Raw genomic sequence first — 16,494 nt, forward strand, 5'->3', positions numbered from 1 at the left:
GTGCGCTTTATGCGCTCCGTGTGTGCTCGTTGCGCTCCGTGCGCTCCTGCGCTTCCTGCGCTCTGTGCGCTCGGCCGGGACGTCGGTGATCTCTGGGCGGCCATGCCTGGAGATCTCGAAGCGCCGGGCCCGCTGTCCGAGCGGCGGTGAGCGTGCATGTCCGCGCCATGCGCGCGGCCGGGAAGGTCTCTGGCCCCGGGTGCTCGGCGGCCTGCGGGCGGCGGCGCCCGGTGCCCGTGTCCCCGGGTCCGGCGGGCAGTGGGTGTCCGGGCGGTCGGCATCCGGGGCGGTCGGCGTTCGGGGGAGCCGGCATCCGGGGTGGTCGGCGTCCGGGGTGGTCGGTGTCCGGGGCGGTCGGCGTTCGGGGGAGCCGGCGTTCGGGGTGGTCGGTGTCCGGGGTAGTCGGCGTCGGGGGAGTCCGCGGTCGGCGTCCGGAAGAGGTCCGAACCAAAGCGGCTGTCCGGTTGTCTGAGATGACGGACGCCGCTTCCCTTCACGGCTGTTTCGCCGGTATATGGCCGGGAAGTGGGGTCTCTGTACGGAGGGCCGTTCTCCGGGCGGCTCTGCACTACCCTGAAATTCAGGTCCCCCGAGTGCACGGGAGTTCTGTGCGGTCAGTCTCGTCCTTCCCCCCGATCGTCGGCCCCCTCCTCGGCGTCGCGAACGTCGTGGTGATGGCCGTGGCCGTCGTCGGGCTGACGGTCGTCCCCTCCTCCGGTGAGCCCGTCCCGAGCCCTCAGGCGGCTCTGGCGGCGCCGCCGACCGAGAAGCCGCCCCAGGACCCCTCCGCCCCCGCCGGAACGCCCTCACAGGCCCCCTCGCCGTCCTCGACGGCCGGGCAGCCGCCCGGGGTGGCGGCCACACCCGAGTTCGCCCGCCAGGTGAAGGCCAACGAGGCCGGCCTGGTCCCGGTGCTGATGTACCACCGCATCATCGCCAAGCGCCACGCCTCCATCGACCGCACCCCCAAGCAGCTCCGGCAGGAGCTGGAGACGCTGGCCAAGCGGGGCTACGTGCCGATCACGGCCGCCGAGTTCGCCACCGGCGACATCCGGGTGCCCGCCGGGCGCTTCCCCGTCGTGCTGACCTTCGACGACGGCCACGAGAGCCACTTCCGGCTGGACGCCTCCGGCAATCCCGTGCCCGACACCGCCGCGGGGGTCATCCTCGACGTGGCCCGGCGGTACCCGTCGTTCCGGCCCACGGCCACGTTCTGGGTCAACCGGGAGCCGTTCGGGCTGCGTGACGAGGCGGCGCAGGCGGCGGCCGTGCGCTGGCTGGTCGGCCACGGGTTCGAGGTGGCCAACCACACCTGGTCCCACCCCAACCTCGGCGTGCTGTCGAAGAAGAAGGTCCAGAAGCAGATCGGCAAGGTCCAGCGGATGCTGGAGAAGCTCGGCGCGGGCACGCCGCGGACGCTCGCCCTGCCCTTCGGGGTGGCGCCCCACCCGCGCGAGCTGGCCCGCACCGGGAAGTGGGACGGCACGCGTTACGACTTCACGGGGGTCTTCCTGGCCGGGGCGGAGCCGTCGCGTTCGCCCTACGCGAAAAATTTCCCGCGTGGCGCGATCCAGCGCATCCAGAGCAACGGCAAGAAGGGCGAGTGCCGGAAGTGGTGCTCGCAGTACTGGCTGGAATGGCTGGACAAGCACCCCGGTGAGCGTTACGTCTCCGACGGCGACCCGGGTCGGATCTCCATCCCGTCGCGACTTCGAGGTAATATCGGCGCCAAGTGGAACGACCGTGTCAACGCCTATTGATCAGGCCGCGCGCGTCCCTTGGATTGACCCGATGCTCCTGGTCTCATATGCTGATCGCTGCGCTGTGGGCTCGCGCGCGCCTCAGACGGAGCGGGCTCGCGCTCGGTCACGTCGATGTCGTAACTCCTCGGCTTGATGCGGAAGAGGGCCTGCCGCGCGTCCGCCACATCGACATCCTGTCCGCGTTCGGAGCAATTCCACACATGACGTCCAGCACTGAGGCCACCTCGAGCACCCCGCAGGTAGCGGTCAACGACATCGGGTCCGAGGAAGCCTTCCTCGCCGCGATCGATGAGACCATCAAGTACTTCAACGACGGCGACATCGTCGAGGGCACCGTCGTCAAGGTCGATCGAGACGAGGTCCTTCTCGATATCGGCTACAAGACCGAGGGTGTCATTCCCTCGCGCGAGCTTTCGATCAAGCACGATGTCGATCCTGCTGACGTCGTGGAGGTCGGCGAGCACGTCGAAGCCCTGGTTCTCCAGAAGGAGGACAAGGAGGGCCGCCTGATCCTGTCCAAGAAGCGCGCTCAGTACGAGCGGGCCTGGGGCACGATCGAGAAGATCAAGGACGAGGACGGCATCGTCACCGGCACCGTCATCGAGGTCGTCAAGGGTGGTCTCATCCTCGACATCGGCCTCCGTGGCTTCCTCCCGGCGTCCCTGGTCGAGATGCGCCGTGTCCGCGATCTGCAGCCGTACGTCGGCCGCGAGCTCGAGGCGAAGATCATCGAGCTCGACAAGAACCGCAACAACGTGGTTCTGTCGCGCCGTGCCTGGCTTGAGCAGACGCAGTCCGAGGTTCGCCAGACGTTCCTCAACACCCTCCAGAAGGGTCAGGTCCGCAAGGGCGTCGTCTCCTCGATCGTCAACTTCGGCGCGTTCGTGGACCTCGGCGGCGTCGACGGCCTGGTCCACGTGTCCGAGCTGTCCTGGAAGCACATCGACCACCCCTCCGAGGTCGTCGAGGTCGGCCAGGAGGTCACGGTCGAGGTCCTCGACGTCGACATGGAGCGCGAGCGCGTCTCCCTGTCGCTCAAGGCCACTCAGGAAGACCCGTGGCAGCAGTTCGCCCGCACCCACCAGATCGGCCAGGTCGTGCCGGGCCGCGTCACCAAGCTGGTGCCGTTCGGCGCGTTCGTCCGGGTCGAGGAGGGCATCGAGGGCCTGGTCCACATCTCCGAGCTGGCCGAGCGCCACGTGGAGATCCCGGAGCAGGTCGTCCAGGTCGGCGACGAGATCTTCGTGAAGATCATCGACATCGACCTCGACCGCCGTCGCATCAGCCTCTCGCTGAAGCAGGCCAACGAGGGTGTCAGCGGCGCCGAGGTCGAGTTCGACCCGACGCTCTACGGCATGGCGGCGACCTACGACGACCAGGGCAACTACATCTACCCCGAGGGCTTCGACTCGGAGACCGGTGAGTGGCTCGAGGGCTTCGACAAGCAGCGCGAGGAGTGGGAGCGGCAGTACGCCGAGGCCCAGACTCGCTTCGAGGCCCACAAGAAGCAGATCGAGGAGGCCCGCAAGGCCGAGGCGGAGGCCGGCGAGGCCGCTCCCTCGACCTACACCGGCGAGTCCGCGGCTCCGTCGAGCAGCTCCTCCTCCTCTTCCGCTCCGGCCGGTGGCGCCCTCGCCTCCGACGAGGCGCTCGCGGCTCTGCGCGAGAAGCTCGCCGGCGGTCAGAGCTGAGGTAGCAGCCCGCGCGCAGGCAGGTCCTGACGCAGGCACGTTCTGGGGGAAGCCCCGCACGGATCATCCGTGCGGGGCTTCCCGCGTTCCGGCCCGCTTCCGCTCGCCTCCCTGGTCCTGAGAGCCTGCCCTCGCCCTCTCATCGATCCGCAGCACCACCACCGGCTCGGCCTCGTCCGCCAGGCCGCGTACGCGGTGAGAGCAGGAGTGATCGACGCGAGCCGCGTGCACTCTCGGGACCGGCTGCGCGCCGACTACCGCGAGCGGGGCTTCGCGCACCGTGGCGACGTCGCCGTCACGGTGCGCATCCGGGCAGTGCGTGACCGGTCACCCGGGTCGGCCGCCGCAAACGGCGGGCCCAGGGCGGGCAAAGAGTCGTCAAAGCCGTGCTCTAACGTGATCGCCATGAAGGCGGCTCGGTATCTGTGCTGGCTGGCCTGGGCGCAGAAGGGCCGGGTCACGCTGGGCGCGACGCTGGGAACCCTCTGGATGGTGAGCCTGACGCTCCCGCCGTACCTGCTGTCCAGGGCGATCGACGACGATCTGGCGCCCGGCTGGGTGCTGGTGCTGCTCGGCTCGGGCCTGGTCAACGCCTGGCTGGCGATGCTGCGGCACCGCACGATGACCAAGATCCGGATGGACGCCCACTTCCGCACCGTGCGCGTCCTGGTCGAGCAGATCAACAAGCTGGGCGCCGACCTGCCCAAGCGCGCTTCGACGGGCGACGTGGTGACGATCGGCATCGGCGACGTCATCACCATCGCCGCCTCGCTGACGGTGACCGGCCCCGGTGTGGGCTCGGTGATCAGCTACGGCGTGGTGGCGGCGCTGCTGCTGCAGGTCTCCGTGGTGCTGGCCGTGGTAGTGCTGCTGGGCGTGCCGCTGCTGGCGATCCTGCTCGGCCCGCTGCTCGGGCGGCTGATGAAGGTGCAGAACGGCTACCGCGAGAACCAGGGCAGGCTGGCCACCCGCCTGGTCGACCTGATCGAGGGGCTCCAGGTGCTCAACGCCTTCGGCGGCAAGGGCACCTACGCCGAGCGGTACCGCGCCGACTCGGCGAGCCTGCGTGAGCAGGGCTACCGGGTGGCGTCGCTGACGAGCTGGATCGGCGCGCTGGGCGCCGGATTGCCCGCCCTGTTCCTGGCCGCCGTCACCTGGCTGGGCGCCCGGCTGGCCGCCGAGGGGGCGATCACGGTGGGCGAGCTGGTCGGGGTGTACGGGTACATCGCCGTGCTGGTGGTGCCGGTCTCCTTCTTCATCGAGGGCAGCTTCCAGATCAGCCACGGCCTGGTCGCCGCCCGCCAGGTCACCCGCTTCCTCGCGCTGCGCGCCGAGAAGCGTCCCCCGCCCGCCGGGCCGGACTTCGCGCCGGGGAGCCTGGTGGGGCTGGTCAGCGCCCGGCCCGAGGAGAGCGTGGCGCTGCTCGAAGGGCTGGGCGGGTTCGACGGCACCTCGCTGATCGCCGACCACGACGCCGCCCTGTTCGCGGGCACGCTGCGCGAGGTCCTTCAGGGCAGGGGCGAGGCCGGCGACGAGGCCATCCACCGGGCCCTGCACGTCGCCGCGGCGCAGGACGTGGTCGCGGGGCTGCGCCACGGGCTCGACTCGATGATCGAACCCGGCGGCCGCAACCTGTCGGGCGGCCAGCGCCAGCGCGTGCGCCTGGCCCGGGCACTGCTGGCCGAGCCCGAGGTGCTGCTGGCGGTGGAGCCCACCTCCGCGCTGGACGCGCACACCGAGTCCCTCCTCGCGGGGCGGCTCCGTACGGCACGCGCCGGCCGTACGACGGTCGTGGCCACCACCTCGCCGTTGCTGCTCGCCCAGGCCGACCAGGTGCTGTTCATCGAGGACGGGCGGGTGGCCGCCTCGGGCACCCACCGCGAGCTGATGGAGTCCACCCCCGGCTACCGGTCGGTGCTCGCATGAACCGCGACCTGCCCGTCGCCGACCGCCGGCAGGTACGGCGGGCCGCCCTGCGCCTGGTCAGGCGAGACGTGCCGGGCTTCACCGCGACGCTGCTGCTCAACAGCCTCGCGGCGGCCGCCGCGCTGGTCAGCCCGTGGTTGCTGGGCCGCATCATCGACTCCATCAGCGCCGGAGGCACGGTCGACCTGCTCGCCGCGATCGCCGTGGGCGCGGCGCTGGCCCAGCTGGTCCTGTCCAGGTACGCCGAGAAGATCGGCACCCGCTTCAGCGAGCGGGTCCAGGAACACATCCGCGCCGAACTCCTGGACCGCGTGCTGGCCCTGCCCGCCGCCACGGTCCAGCACATCCGCACCGGCGACCTGACCGCCCGCGGGACCACCGACGTGGCCGTCGTCGGCCGCACCCTGCGCGACGCCGCCCCCGCGATCCTCGTCTCGAGCCTGCAGGCGCTCTTCCTGATCGTCGCCGTCTTCCTGGTCGACCCGGTCCTGGGCGCCTGCGGCCTGCTCGCGCCGGCCGGCATCGTGGCCGCCTCCCGCTGGTACCTTCGCCGCGCCCGCGCCGCCTACCTGGAGGAGGGCGCCGCCCGCTCGGAGCTGGCCGAGCACCTGGCCGCCGACGCCGCGGGCGCCCGCACCATCGAGGCCCTGGGCCTGCAGGCCAAGCGCACGCGGGCGGCGGAACGGGTGATCGAGCGCAGCCGGGCCGCCCAGCTGCGGACCCTCTTCCTGCGCGGCGTGCTCTGGCCCTCGGTGGAGGTCTCCTCGCTCCTGCCGCCCGTGCTGGTGCTGCTGCTCGGCGGGGTGCTCCTGGACCGCGGCCAGGTCACACTGGGCGCGGTCGTCACCTGCGTGCTGTACCTGCGCCAGCTCGGCCAGCCGATCGAGACGATCCTGATCTGGCTGGAGCAGCTGCAGAGCAGCGGCGCCTCCTTCGCCAGGATCGAGGGCCTCGCGACACCGGCGCGAGAGGAGGCCGGCGCCGGGGCGCCGCAGGGCGACCGCATCGAGGCGCGCGGCGTGCACTTCGCCTACGAAGGCGGCGACGACGTGGTGTCCGGCGTGGATCTGACCGTGCGGCCCGGCGAGCGCCTGGCCGTCGTCGGCCCCTCGGGAGCCGGCAAGTCCACCCTGGGCAAGCTGCTGGCCGGCATCGACCGCCCTCGCCTGGGCACGGTCACCGTCGGCTCGGTGCCCGTCGCCGACCTCTCGCCCGACCGACTCCGCGAGCACGTCGTCCTGGTCACCCAGGAGCAGCACCTGTTCCTCGGCACGGTCCGCGACAACCTGCTGCTGGCGGATCCGACGGCCGGCGACGACCGCCTGCGCGAGGCGCTGGCGGCGGTCGGCGCAGACTGGGTCGCCTCGCTCGACGACGAGCTGGGGTCCCCGTCGTCCGGCGCCACCCTCGGCCCGGACCGGGTCCAGCAGCTCGCCCTGGCCAGGGTCATCCTGGCCGACCCGCACACCGTCATCCTCGACGAGGCCACCGCCATGCTCGACCCCCGGACGGCCAGGCGCGCCGAACGCTCGCTCGCCGCCGTCCTGGAGGGGCGGACCGTCATCGCGATCGCCCACCGCCTGCACACGGCCCGCGACGCCGACCGGGCGGTGGTCATGGACAACGGCCGGGTGGTGGAGGTCGGACCCCACGATGAGCTGGTCGCGGCGGGCGGTGTGTACGAGGAGCTGTGGAGGTCCTGGCACGGCTCGCGGAGCGTCGGCGCCGAACACGATGGTCCGCAGGGCCGACCGGTGGAGCCAGGAGACGGTCAGACCCCGGTGCCGGCGGATCGGGACGCGGGCGCGAGCGTGGAGTGAAGGAGAGATTCACGACCCGGGCGATGTGATCGCGGAACGGAATGTTCCGCATTGGTTTCTAGTGTGGAAGCCATGAAGCCATTCCTGATCGACGTTCCCGAAGCCGACCTCGACGACCTGCGCGACCGTCTGCGCCGCACCCGCTGGGCCGCGCAGTTGCCCGGCGGCTGGAGCAGGGGAGTCCCGGTGGACTACCTGCGCGACCTGGCCGCGTACTGGGCCGACGGCTTCGACTGGCGGGCGCAGGAGGCGCGGCTCAACGAGTGGCCGCAGTTCACCACCGACATAGACGGGCAGACGATCCACTTCGCGCACGTACGCTCGCCCGAGCCCGGCGCGCTGCCGCTGCTCCTCACCCACAGCTGGCCCAGCTCCGTCGCCGAGTTCCTGGACGTCATGGGCCCGCTCACAGACCCCCGCGCCCATGGGCTCGACCCCGCCGTCGCCTTCCACGTGGTGGCGCCGTCCCTGCCCGGCTTCGGCTTCTCGCCGTTCCCCGAGCCCGCCGACGAGCGGATGTGGAGCATCGAGCGCGTGGCCCGTACCTGGGCCGAGCTGATGAGCCGGCTGGGTTACCGGCGCTACGGCGCGCACGGCAACGACGCCGGGGCCCTGGTGACGCCCCGGCTGGCCCTCCTGGACGCCGAGCACGTGATCGGCTCGCACATCACGGCCGGTCTCGGCATCCCCACCGGCGACCCGGCCGAGCTGGAGGGGGCCGGCGCCGAGGAACTGGCGGAGCTGGCGGAGCTCGGACGGGCGATCGCGGGCCAGAGCGGCTACGGCCCGTACCTGTCGGCCCGGCCGCAGACCCTCGCGCACGGGTTCGCCGACTCGCCGGTGGCGCAGCTCGCGTACCTGGTGGAGAGGTTCAAGGAGTTCGACGGCTGGCCCAGCGGTGAGGTGGCCGAGCCGATCGGACGCGACCTGCTGCTCGTCAACGCCGCCCTCTACTGGCTGACCGGCACCGGCGGGTCGTCGTCGTGGACCTACTACGACGGGGCCGCCGGGATGCCGATCGACCAGACGGCCGTGCCGACCGGCGTGTCCCACACGGCCCTCCCGCTGCTGCGGCGCGTCGCCGAACGCAAGAACAAGATCATCCACTGGGGCGGTCACCGGAGCCCCAGCCACATGGTGGCCATGGCGGCGCCGGAGTCGCTGGTGGAGAGCCTGCGGACGTTCTTCGGCATGCTCGCCTGACGGGCGGGACCGCGGACAGCCGAGCCGTCGGGGCGGGTGGGCCCGGGAGCGTTCGCGGGACCGTGCACGGAGCCAGGGGCCTCGGCTAGGGTGCTGGGCGTGGAGATCCAGCGGGCCGAGGAGGCCGACGCGGGTGAGATTCTCACGCTGCAGCGGGCGGCGTACGTCACCGAGGCCCAGCTCTACGGCGATCCGTTCATCCCGCCCCTCGTCGAGTCCCTCCAGCAGGTCCGTGAGGCCATCCGCGACGGCGTCGTGCTCAAGGCCGTCGACGCGGGGCGGGTCGTCGGGTCCGTGCGCGGCCGCCTGTCCGGCGCCACCTGCCGGGTCGGGCGGCTCGTCGTGGCCCCCGACCGGCAGGGCGACGGGCTGGGCACCGCCCTGTTACGTGCGCTGCACGAGCAGGTGCCGGAGGCGTCGGCGTTCGACCTGTTCACCGGCCACCTGTCCGACGGCAACCTGCGGCTCTACCGCCGCCTCGGCTACCGGGAGACCCGCCGCGAGCGCATGGACGACCACCTGACGCTGGTCCATCTGCGGCGGTGAGCGCGGAGGAGGAGGGCGGATAGGCTTTGCGGGTGCTGAAGATCGGACTGACCGGCGGCATCGGGTCGGGCAAGAGCGAGGTGTCGCGGCGGCTGGCCGCCAGGGGCGCCGTGGTGATCGACGCCGACAAGATCGCCCGTGAGGTCGTCGAGCCGGGCACGCCGGGGCTGGCGCGGGTTGTGGCGGCGTTCGGCGAGGAGGTGCTGCGGCCCGACGGCTCGCTCGACCGGGACAAGCTGGGCTCGATCGTCTTCCACGACCCCGACCGGCTCGCCGCGCTCAACGCGATCGTGCATCCCCTCGTGGGGGAGCGGGTCGCGGAGCTGCAGGGGCAGGCGGCCGAGGACGCGATCGTGGTCTACGACGTGCCGCTGCTGGCGGAGAACAAGCTGGCTCCGATGTACGACGTGGTGATCGTCGTGGACGCCGCCGACGAGGTCCGCGTCGCCCGCCTGGCCGAGCACCGGGGCATGCCCGAGAGCGACGCCCGGGCCCGCATCGCCGCGCAGGCCGGACGCGACGAGCGGCTCGCGATCGCGCACGTCGTCATCCCGAACGAGGGGACGCTCGACGAGCTGGAGACCAGGGTGGCCGAGGTGTGGGACGACCTCCTGCGCCGGGCGGCCCGCGGCTGACGGGACGGGCGTTCCTGCCGGGACGGGGATGTCCGCTGCCCGGGGCCGACGATCGTGAGCCGGGGGCCCGGAGCCGGCGCGAACGACGCCGTTCACCGCGTCGGTAGGATGTGCGGGAGTTCGGTTCGGGGAGCGGGGCGGGTACATGACGGTCGGGCACACGGGCCAGGAGGATGCCGGAGCTCGGGGCGTTCGCCCGGCGCCGGACCGGCCGGAGCTGCGGGCCGACTGCGGGAGCTGTTTCGCCCTGTGCTGCGTGGCCCTGCCGTTCGCCAGGTCCGCGGACTTCGCCGTCGACAAGGGCGCCGGCCGGCCCTGCCACAACCTCCAGGACGACTTCCGGTGCGGCATCCACCAGCACCTCCGCCAGGAGGGGTTCCCGGGCTGCACGGTGTACGACTGCTTCGGCGCGGGCCAGAAGGTCTCCCAGACCACCTTCGGCGGGCAGGACTGGCGGAGCGCGCCGGGCACGGCCGGGCGGATGTTCGCGGTGTTCCCCGTCGTGCGGCAGCTCCACGAGCTGCTGTGGTACCTCACGGAGGCGCTGGCGCTGCCCGATGCCGCGCCGGTGCACGACGAGGCACGGCGGGCGCGGGACGAGATCGACGCGCTCACCCGGCTCGGCCCGGAGGAGCTGACCGGGCTCGACGTGGCCGCCCGGCGCGCCGAGGTCAACCCGCTGCTGCTGCGCGTGAGCGAGCTCGTACGAGCTCCCGCGCGGGCGGCCGGGCAGCCGGCCGGACAGGGGCGTGACCGCGGTAAGGACCGGCGGGGCGCGGACCTCATCGGGGCCCGCCTGCGGGGAGCCGACCTGCACGGCGCCGACCTGCGGGGCGCCTACCTCATCGGGGCCGACCTCAGGGGAGCGGACCTGAGGCTGGCCGACCTGATCGGAGCCGACCTCAGAGGGGCCGACCTCGCCGGGGCCGACCTCAGGGGCAGCGTCTTCCTGACCCAGCCGCAGCTCAACTCGGCCCGCGGCGACGCCGCCACGAAGATCCCGCCGACGCTCACCCGTCCCGCCCACTGGGGCGCGGAGGAGGCCGGACGCACGGGCGGCCGCGCCAAGCGGCAGGACGGGCCGTCCACCGGGCAGGGCAGGCCGTCCAAGGGCGGGCCCGTACGGCGCCGTGGCGGGCGGCCGACGGGCCGGGGCGGCAACGGGAAGGGCTGACCCCGCCAGACCCTGACGAGGCCCCTCAGGCCCCGGAAGGGGCCCCGATCCCGCGAGCCCCCACCAAGGCTCCTCAGGCCCCGCCGCGCACCGCGATCCCTTACCAAGCAGGCCCCGTCAGAGACCCGCCCGGTCAGAACGGGCTGTCGAGCGGCACGGGGCGGACATCCGGCAGGTACGGGTCCAGCTCGCCCGGCTCGAACCGCGACATCCCGATCACGTGCCAGAACTGCCCCGCCACCTCCCCCTCCACCTTGTACCGGCCACCCGGCGACAGCGCCGCCCATCCCTCGGGTAAACCGAGCAGCGTGGCGTGGCGGCTCTCGCCTCTCCACAGGATCACCACGCCGTCGTCCCCGGCCGTGGCCAGCAGGTCCGGGTCGGACGGGCTGTAGGCGACCGACCACACCCGCCGCGTGTGCCCCTTCAGCGAGTGGAGCAGCCGCCCGGTGATCGTGTCCCACACGCGTACGGTCAGGTCGTCGCCGCCGGTCGCGAGGCGCTCGCCGGTGAGGTCGAAGGCGACGGACCACAGCCGCCCCGTGTGCTCCTCCAGGGTGTGCCTGAGCACCGGCTGCCAGGGCCGGCCGGGCAGCAGCTCCCACACCCGGGCCGTGCCGTCGTTGCTGGCGCTGGCCAGGTAGCGTCCCGACGGCGAGAAGACGACCGCGTACACCCGGTCGGTGTGCCCTTCGAGGGTGGCCACCCGGCCGCCGGACTCGACGTCCCAGACGCGGACCAGCCGGTCGTCGCAGCCCGTCGCCACGTACCGGCCGTCCGGACTGAACGCGATCGAGCGGACCCGGCCCCGGTGGTCGGCCAGGTCGCTGACCAGGCGGCCGGTCGCGCGGTACCACACGCGCACGCTGTCGTCGTCGTTGGCCGTGGCCAGGAGCGTGCCGTCCGGGCTGAACGCCTCGGCCCACACGTGGTCGGTCTCGACGTTGAGCTCGCGCTCGTACTCGCCGGTGATGGCGTTCCAGAAGTGCACGCCGCCGTCGTTGCTGGAGGTGGCGAGCACGGGGCCGGCCGGTGAGAACAGCGCGGAGACGAGCCGGTCCGCGGTGCCCGTGAACTCGCGCAGCCGCCGCCCCGTGGCCGCCTCCCACACGCGTACGACACCGTCGTTGCCGCTGGTGGCGAGCATGGTGCCGTCGGCGCTGAAGCGGACCGAGGAGATGCGCCTGCCGTGGCCGCGCAGGACCCGCTGGCACTTTCCGGTCGGCGGGTCCCACAGGCGCACGGTGCCGTCGTTGCTGCTGGTGGCGAGCTGCTGGCCGTCGGGGCGGTAGGCGAACGGCCAGACGGAGCTGCGGTGACCGGTCAGCTCGACGCGCGCCGTGCCGCCCGTCTCCTGGAGGCGGACGACGCCGCCGGAGTCGCCGCTGGCGAGGGTGCGACCGTCGGGGCTGAACGCCACCTGGTAGACGCTCGCGGAGTGGACCGTGTGCATGCCCCGCGGCTCGGCCGCGACCGGATCCCACAGGCGGACGGCGCCGGCCGTGTCGCCGGTCGCGAGCAGCGTGCCGTCGGGGGAGAAGGCGACGCAGTAGACGGACCCGGCGTGGCCGGTGAGCGTGCCGCGCAGCGTCCACGTCGCGGTGTCCCACAGGCGTACGGCCCCCGCCTCGTCGCCGGTGGCCAGCAGGCGGCCGTCCGGGCTGTGGACCGCCCGGTAGACGGAGCCGCCATGGCCGTCGAGGGTGGCCACCACGTCGCCGGTGCCGAGGTCCCAGACGCGCACCACGCCCGCCGAGTCGCCCGTCACCAGCTCCGCGTACCCGAACGAGGCCGTGTAGATGGGCGCCTGGTGCCCGGCCAGGCGGTGCGCCTCGCGGCCCGTGGCGGTCTCCCAGACGCGGACGATCCCGTCGCCGCCGCCCGCGGCCACCAGCTCGCCGCCGCGGCTGAGCCGTACCGGCCACACCCCGTCGGGGTGGCCCTCCAGCCGGCGCAGCAGTGTGCCGGTCACGGCGTCCCACAGCAGCACGACGCCGTCGCTCGCGCCGGAGGCGAGCAGGTCGCCGGCGAAGGAGACGGCGTAGACGCGGCCGTGGTGGCCCTGCAGGGTGCGCGCGGGGGAGCCGCCCACGCAGAGCAGCACGCCGCCGTCCTCGTTGCCGATGGCGATCGTCGTGCCGTCGGGGCTGTAGGCGATGGGCTCGGGCAGCCGGCTGGTCTGGAAGTGGTAGCCGTAGGGGACGCCGATGGCGGCGGGCGCGAGCTGGGTCTCGACCGGCGTGCCGGGCACCACGGCGGCGCCCGGCAGGTCCGGCAGCGTGCCGGTGACATGGATGAGCGCCGCCCGGTGCCAGCGGGCGCCCTCGGCGGTCACGTCGCTCAGGTCGGTGTGGATGAGCCGGGCGCCGGACAGGTCGGCGCCCCGCAGGTCGGCCCCGGTCAGCAGGGCTCCGTCGAGCCGGGCCCCGGTGAGCCGGGCGTCGCGCAGCACGGCCTTGGACAGGTTGGTGCGGGCGAGCGTCGCCTCCGACAGGTCGGCGCCGGTCAGGTCGACCTCCTGCAGGTCGCGCTCCGACAGGTCCTCGCCCTTGAAGTTGGCGCCGCGCAGGTCGGCCTGCGCGGGGGTGCGCAGCCGTCCCGCGATCTTGACGGCGTTGGCGCCGGCGTGATGCCCGGGGGGCGGGTCGTTCAGCCACGCCCGCAGGGCCCGTACGTCGGCCAGGTCGCACAGGAACTCGACGCTCAGCGGCGTCAGCGGCCCCCGCGCCAGCGTCACCGGGTCGTCGAGGGTGTCGGCGACGTGGCGGGCCACCAGCCACTCCATGACCGAGGAATGGATGAACCCGAACATGCCCTCCTCGGTGCGGACCAGCAGGCTGCCCGAGCCCATCGCGTACGCGGCGTGCGCGGCCGACAGCTGGCCGCCCGCCAGGTCCGTCAGCGTCTCGGCGAACTCCGTCAGCTCCTCCACGCCGAGCAGCGCCTCGCCCGCCTCCCACAGGCGCAGCGCCAGCGCCGTCACCGCCTGCCACAGCTCGGCCAGGGTCAGACCGGAGGCCGAGCCGGGCAGCGCCGTCCGTCGCTCCTCGAACATCAGCCACGACGTCAGGATCTCCTGGTAGAGCAGGGCGGGGCTGGTGGTGTGGCGGGCCCGGACCACGGTGCGCAGCCGCTCGGCGTCGAGGTCGGCGATGAAGCTCAGCATGCGCGGGTTCTGCGCCAGGTCGAGGAGGTCCTCGATGCTCTCCAGCAGCGACATGCGCGCCGCCGCCTCGTCGCCGTCGTCGTAGCGGTTGACCAGGTAGGAGTTGATCTGGTCGCGGGAGAAGTTCTCGACGGCGAGCAGCCGCCGCTGGGGCAGCACCCCGACCATCTCGCCGAGCGAGCGCAGCACCTGCCCGTGCGACCTGAAGTGCTGGGTGCGGCTGGCGACCACGATCTTCGCCTTGTCCTCGGCCGCGGCGAGCAGGGTCGCCAGGTGGTCGGCGGCCCGGTCGTAGGTGAGCCGGGCGACCAGCTCGTCGAAGCCGTCGAACAGCAGCACGATGCGCCCCTGCCGGAGCAGGTAGCGGAACGCCTTGAGGTCGATGAGCTCCTCGCCGTGGGTGGCCAGGTGGGCGGCCACGAGCGCGTCCACCGAGTGCGCCTTGTCCAGCGCCCGCAGCTCGATGAAGATCGGTGTCAGGTGGGGAAGCTCGGCCGGGATGCGCCGGGCCAGCTCGCGCAGCGCGAACGTCTTGCCGTGGCCGAAGTCGCCGAGCAGCAGCATGAACCGGCCGTGGTCGCTGGTGAGCAGCCGCATCAGCTCGTCGGTGAGCCCGTCCTTGACCGGGTGGCCGGGCCGGTCCAGCTCGCGGTAGCGCTGGGGGACGTACAGCCCCGGCGGGTAGCGGCGGTCGCCGGCCAGCCGGGCGGTCTGCTCGGCCACGTACCCGGACAGGTCCAGCAGCCCCTGGAACTCGGTGAAGCTGCGCAGCAGCACCCCTCTGCGCAGGAACGCGTCGCGCAGCGCGCGCTCGGGCGGCGGCCCCTGGTAGACCAGCTCGCCCTGCAGCCCGGCCGCGTGCGCCTGCCGGGCGAACGCCTCGGCGGCGGCCTCGTCGATCCGGCCCACGTGCGCGCCGATCATGGTCAGCCGGACGAACCCGTCGTCGGGGTGGGTGACGACGACGTGGGTGGGGAAGCGGCGGATCCGCGCGCGCTCGTGCCGGGCCTCGCACACCTCGGCGATCCGGTCGAGCAGCAGCTCGACCGGGCTGGGCTCGCGCTCCGGCGGCTCCTGGCGGGGCCGCGGCACCTGGGGGGTCTCGCCGGTGAACGGGGCGCGGGCGGCCCGCCAGCTCCGCGAGTCCCGCCGGGGCTCCTGGTCGGGCACCCACGTGCGGACGCCGCCGGGCATGATCTCGACGACGTGGTGGCGGCCCGGCCGGGGCGCCACCACACCCCCTTCGCCGTTCTCCTCCGGGCCGTGGGCGCGGCCGGCGCCGTGGAAGAGCAGGTTGAGCCGGTGCGACAGCAGGCGGTCGAACATGGGCGCGTCGCGCAGCGCCGACGGCGGGTGGCCCATCGCGCCGAGCCGCAGCCACTGGCTCTCCTCGTACGGCCGCAGCCGCTCGGCGAACCAGGCCGCCTGCGCCTCGCCGAGCTGCGCGTACGCGTCGCGCTCCAGGTGGCTCATGGCCATGGTGGAGTTGAGCCCGGCCACGACCACCTTGAGGTCGGGCACCTGGAACAGCGTCCACGGCTGTCCGCCGTCGAAGACCCGGTCGTCCAGCCCCTGGTAGACCTCGTCGAACAGCCCGGCGAAGTGGCGCCACTTCGGCCAGTACGGCGGCTGCGGGCTGACGTCGTCGGCCTCGCAGGTCATGAAGTAGGCGCTGGCGGCGGCCTTGGTGACATCGCGCGGGCCCGGCACGAGGATGAGGCGGTGCGGCTCCAGCCCGAGCAGCAGCCGCAGGTCCGTGACGAACCGGGTGGCCTGGCCGAACTGCCCGAGGCTGCCCGACTCGGTCAGGTCGCCGCTGACCACGATGAGGTCGGGCCGTGGCATGCCGCGGTCGTACATGGAGGTGAGGTCCGCCCAGATGCGCGCCTGCATGTCCTCCGGAGTGAACGGCTCGCCCGGGTCGGGCAGCGCCCGGCCGAAGCGGGGACCGCCGACGTGCAGCACGCTCAGCGACTCCCGCCGGTGGTCGGGGCCGGTCGCCGGCGGGAACTTGGGGGCGGTCACCGGCGTGCGGCGGGCCCGGGAGCGTTCGGCCGGGGCGGGCAGCGTCGGGGCGGGCGCCTGCGCGCCGGCGTGGGCGCCGGTGGGGAAGGCGGGCGGCACGTCGGGCTTGGCCCGGCCGGCCAGCGCCTCGCCGACGCGGCCGAGCAGCCGCGCCCTGGCCTGGCCGGCGTCGTTCACGCCGAGCAGGTCGACCCAGGTGATCGTGGACAGCAGTCCCTCCAGTTGGACGTCCTCCAGCCGGATCGTGACCAGCTTGCGTGAGGGGTCGTCGGGGTCGGCGCGCAGCGCGGCCTGCCACTCCAGGCGCCCGTAGCGGGAGGTGAGGTAGTGGCGCGAGAGCACGGCCACGACGAGCTGCGCCTCGCTGACGCCACGATCCATGAAGTCGATGAAGTTCGTCCCGGGGACGAAGTCCCACGCCTGGATCATGGTCTTGTACCCGGCGGCCTCCAGCTCCCACGCGATCCACGTCGCCCACGCCGTGTCGGCGGGGGAGTAGCTGACGAAGATCTCGGTCGGCCTGCCGTCGCGTGACATCTGCTCAG

General features: G+C 73.1%; 8 protein-coding genes and 1 pseudogene. 8 read left to right on the forward strand and 1 reads right to left on the reverse strand.

Annotated features, from left to right (window positions below):
* Positions 1–608: 608 nt before the first annotated feature.
* The 8 genes and pseudogenes from ABZS51_RS06050 to ABZS51_RS06085 all read left to right on the forward strand — a co-directional run.
* On the forward strand, positions 609–1,760 hold the full coding sequence (locus tag ABZS51_RS06050) for a polysaccharide deacetylase family protein (protein WP_355436954.1): 1,152 nt from the start codon (positions 609–611) through the stop codon (positions 1,758–1,760).
* A gap of 203 nt (positions 1,761–1,963) precedes the next feature.
* The gene (rpsA, locus tag ABZS51_RS06055) at positions 1,964–3,454 is read left to right on the forward strand and encodes a 30S ribosomal protein S1 (protein WP_310709233.1); all 1,491 of its coding nucleotides are present in this window, start codon (positions 1,964–1,966) and stop codon (positions 3,452–3,454) included.
* Positions 3,455–3,859: 405 nt separating this feature from the next.
* The gene (locus ABZS51_RS06060) at positions 3,860–5,380 is read left to right on the forward strand and encodes an ABC transporter ATP-binding protein (RefSeq protein WP_355436956.1); all 1,521 of its coding nucleotides are present in this window, start codon (positions 3,860–3,862) and stop codon (positions 5,378–5,380) included.
* On the forward strand, positions 5,377–7,200 hold the full coding sequence (locus tag ABZS51_RS06065) for an ABC transporter ATP-binding protein (protein ID WP_355436958.1): 1,824 nt from the start codon (positions 5,377–5,379) through the stop codon (positions 7,198–7,200). Before ABZS51_RS06060 ends, ABZS51_RS06065 begins: the two co-directional genes overlap by 4 nt.
* A gap of 72 nt (positions 7,201–7,272) precedes the next feature.
* Entirely contained in the window at positions 7,273–8,403 is a 1,131-nt protein-coding gene (locus tag ABZS51_RS06070) for an epoxide hydrolase family protein (RefSeq protein ID WP_355436960.1), read from the forward strand.
* Between the two features lie 99 nt (positions 8,404–8,502).
* Complete coding sequence (locus tag ABZS51_RS06075) at positions 8,503–8,949, forward strand: GNAT family N-acetyltransferase (protein WP_355436962.1); 447 nt, start codon at positions 8,503–8,505, stop codon at positions 8,947–8,949.
* Positions 8,950–8,981: 32 nt separating this feature from the next.
* The gene (gene coaE, locus ABZS51_RS06080) at positions 8,982–9,584 is read left to right on the forward strand and encodes a dephospho-CoA kinase (protein ID WP_355436964.1); all 603 of its coding nucleotides are present in this window, start codon (positions 8,982–8,984) and stop codon (positions 9,582–9,584) included.
* Between the two features lie 145 nt (positions 9,585–9,729).
* Positions 9,730–10,614, forward strand: a pseudogene (locus ABZS51_RS06085) (pentapeptide repeat-containing protein); the annotation flags it as partial.
* Between the two features lie 277 nt (positions 10,615–10,891).
* Here ABZS51_RS06085 and ABZS51_RS06090 read toward each other — a convergent pair.
* Positions 10,892–16,486 (reverse strand): TIR domain-containing protein, encoded by a 5,595-nt coding sequence (locus tag ABZS51_RS06090; protein ID WP_355436966.1) that lies wholly within the window; start codon positions 16,484–16,486, stop codon positions 10,892–10,894.
* Positions 16,487–16,494 lie beyond the last annotated feature (8 nt).

Origin of the sequence: Nonomuraea sp. NPDC005501 (genome assembly GCF_040605905.1) — a bacterium.
Classification (GTDB): domain Bacteria; phylum Actinomycetota; class Actinomycetes; order Streptosporangiales; family Streptosporangiaceae; genus Nonomuraea.

Coding starts and splice junctions, on each gene's coding strand:
- rpsA (WP_310709233.1), top strand. CDS start 1,964: ATGACGTCCAGCACTGAGGCCACCTCGAGCACCCCGCAGGTAGCGGTC.
- ABZS51_RS06060 (WP_355436956.1), top strand. CDS start 3,860: ATGAAGGCGGCTCGGTATCTGTGCTGGCTGGCCTGGGCGCAGAAGGGC.
- ABZS51_RS06065 (WP_355436958.1), top strand. CDS start 5,377: ATGAACCGCGACCTGCCCGTCGCCGACCGCCGGCAGGTACGGCGGGCC.
- ABZS51_RS06070 (WP_355436960.1), top strand. CDS start 7,273: ATGAAGCCATTCCTGATCGACGTTCCCGAAGCCGACCTCGACGACCTG.
- ABZS51_RS06090 (WP_355436966.1), bottom strand. CDS start 16,486: ATGTCACGCGACGGCAGGCCGACCGAGATCTTCGTCAGCTACTCCCCC.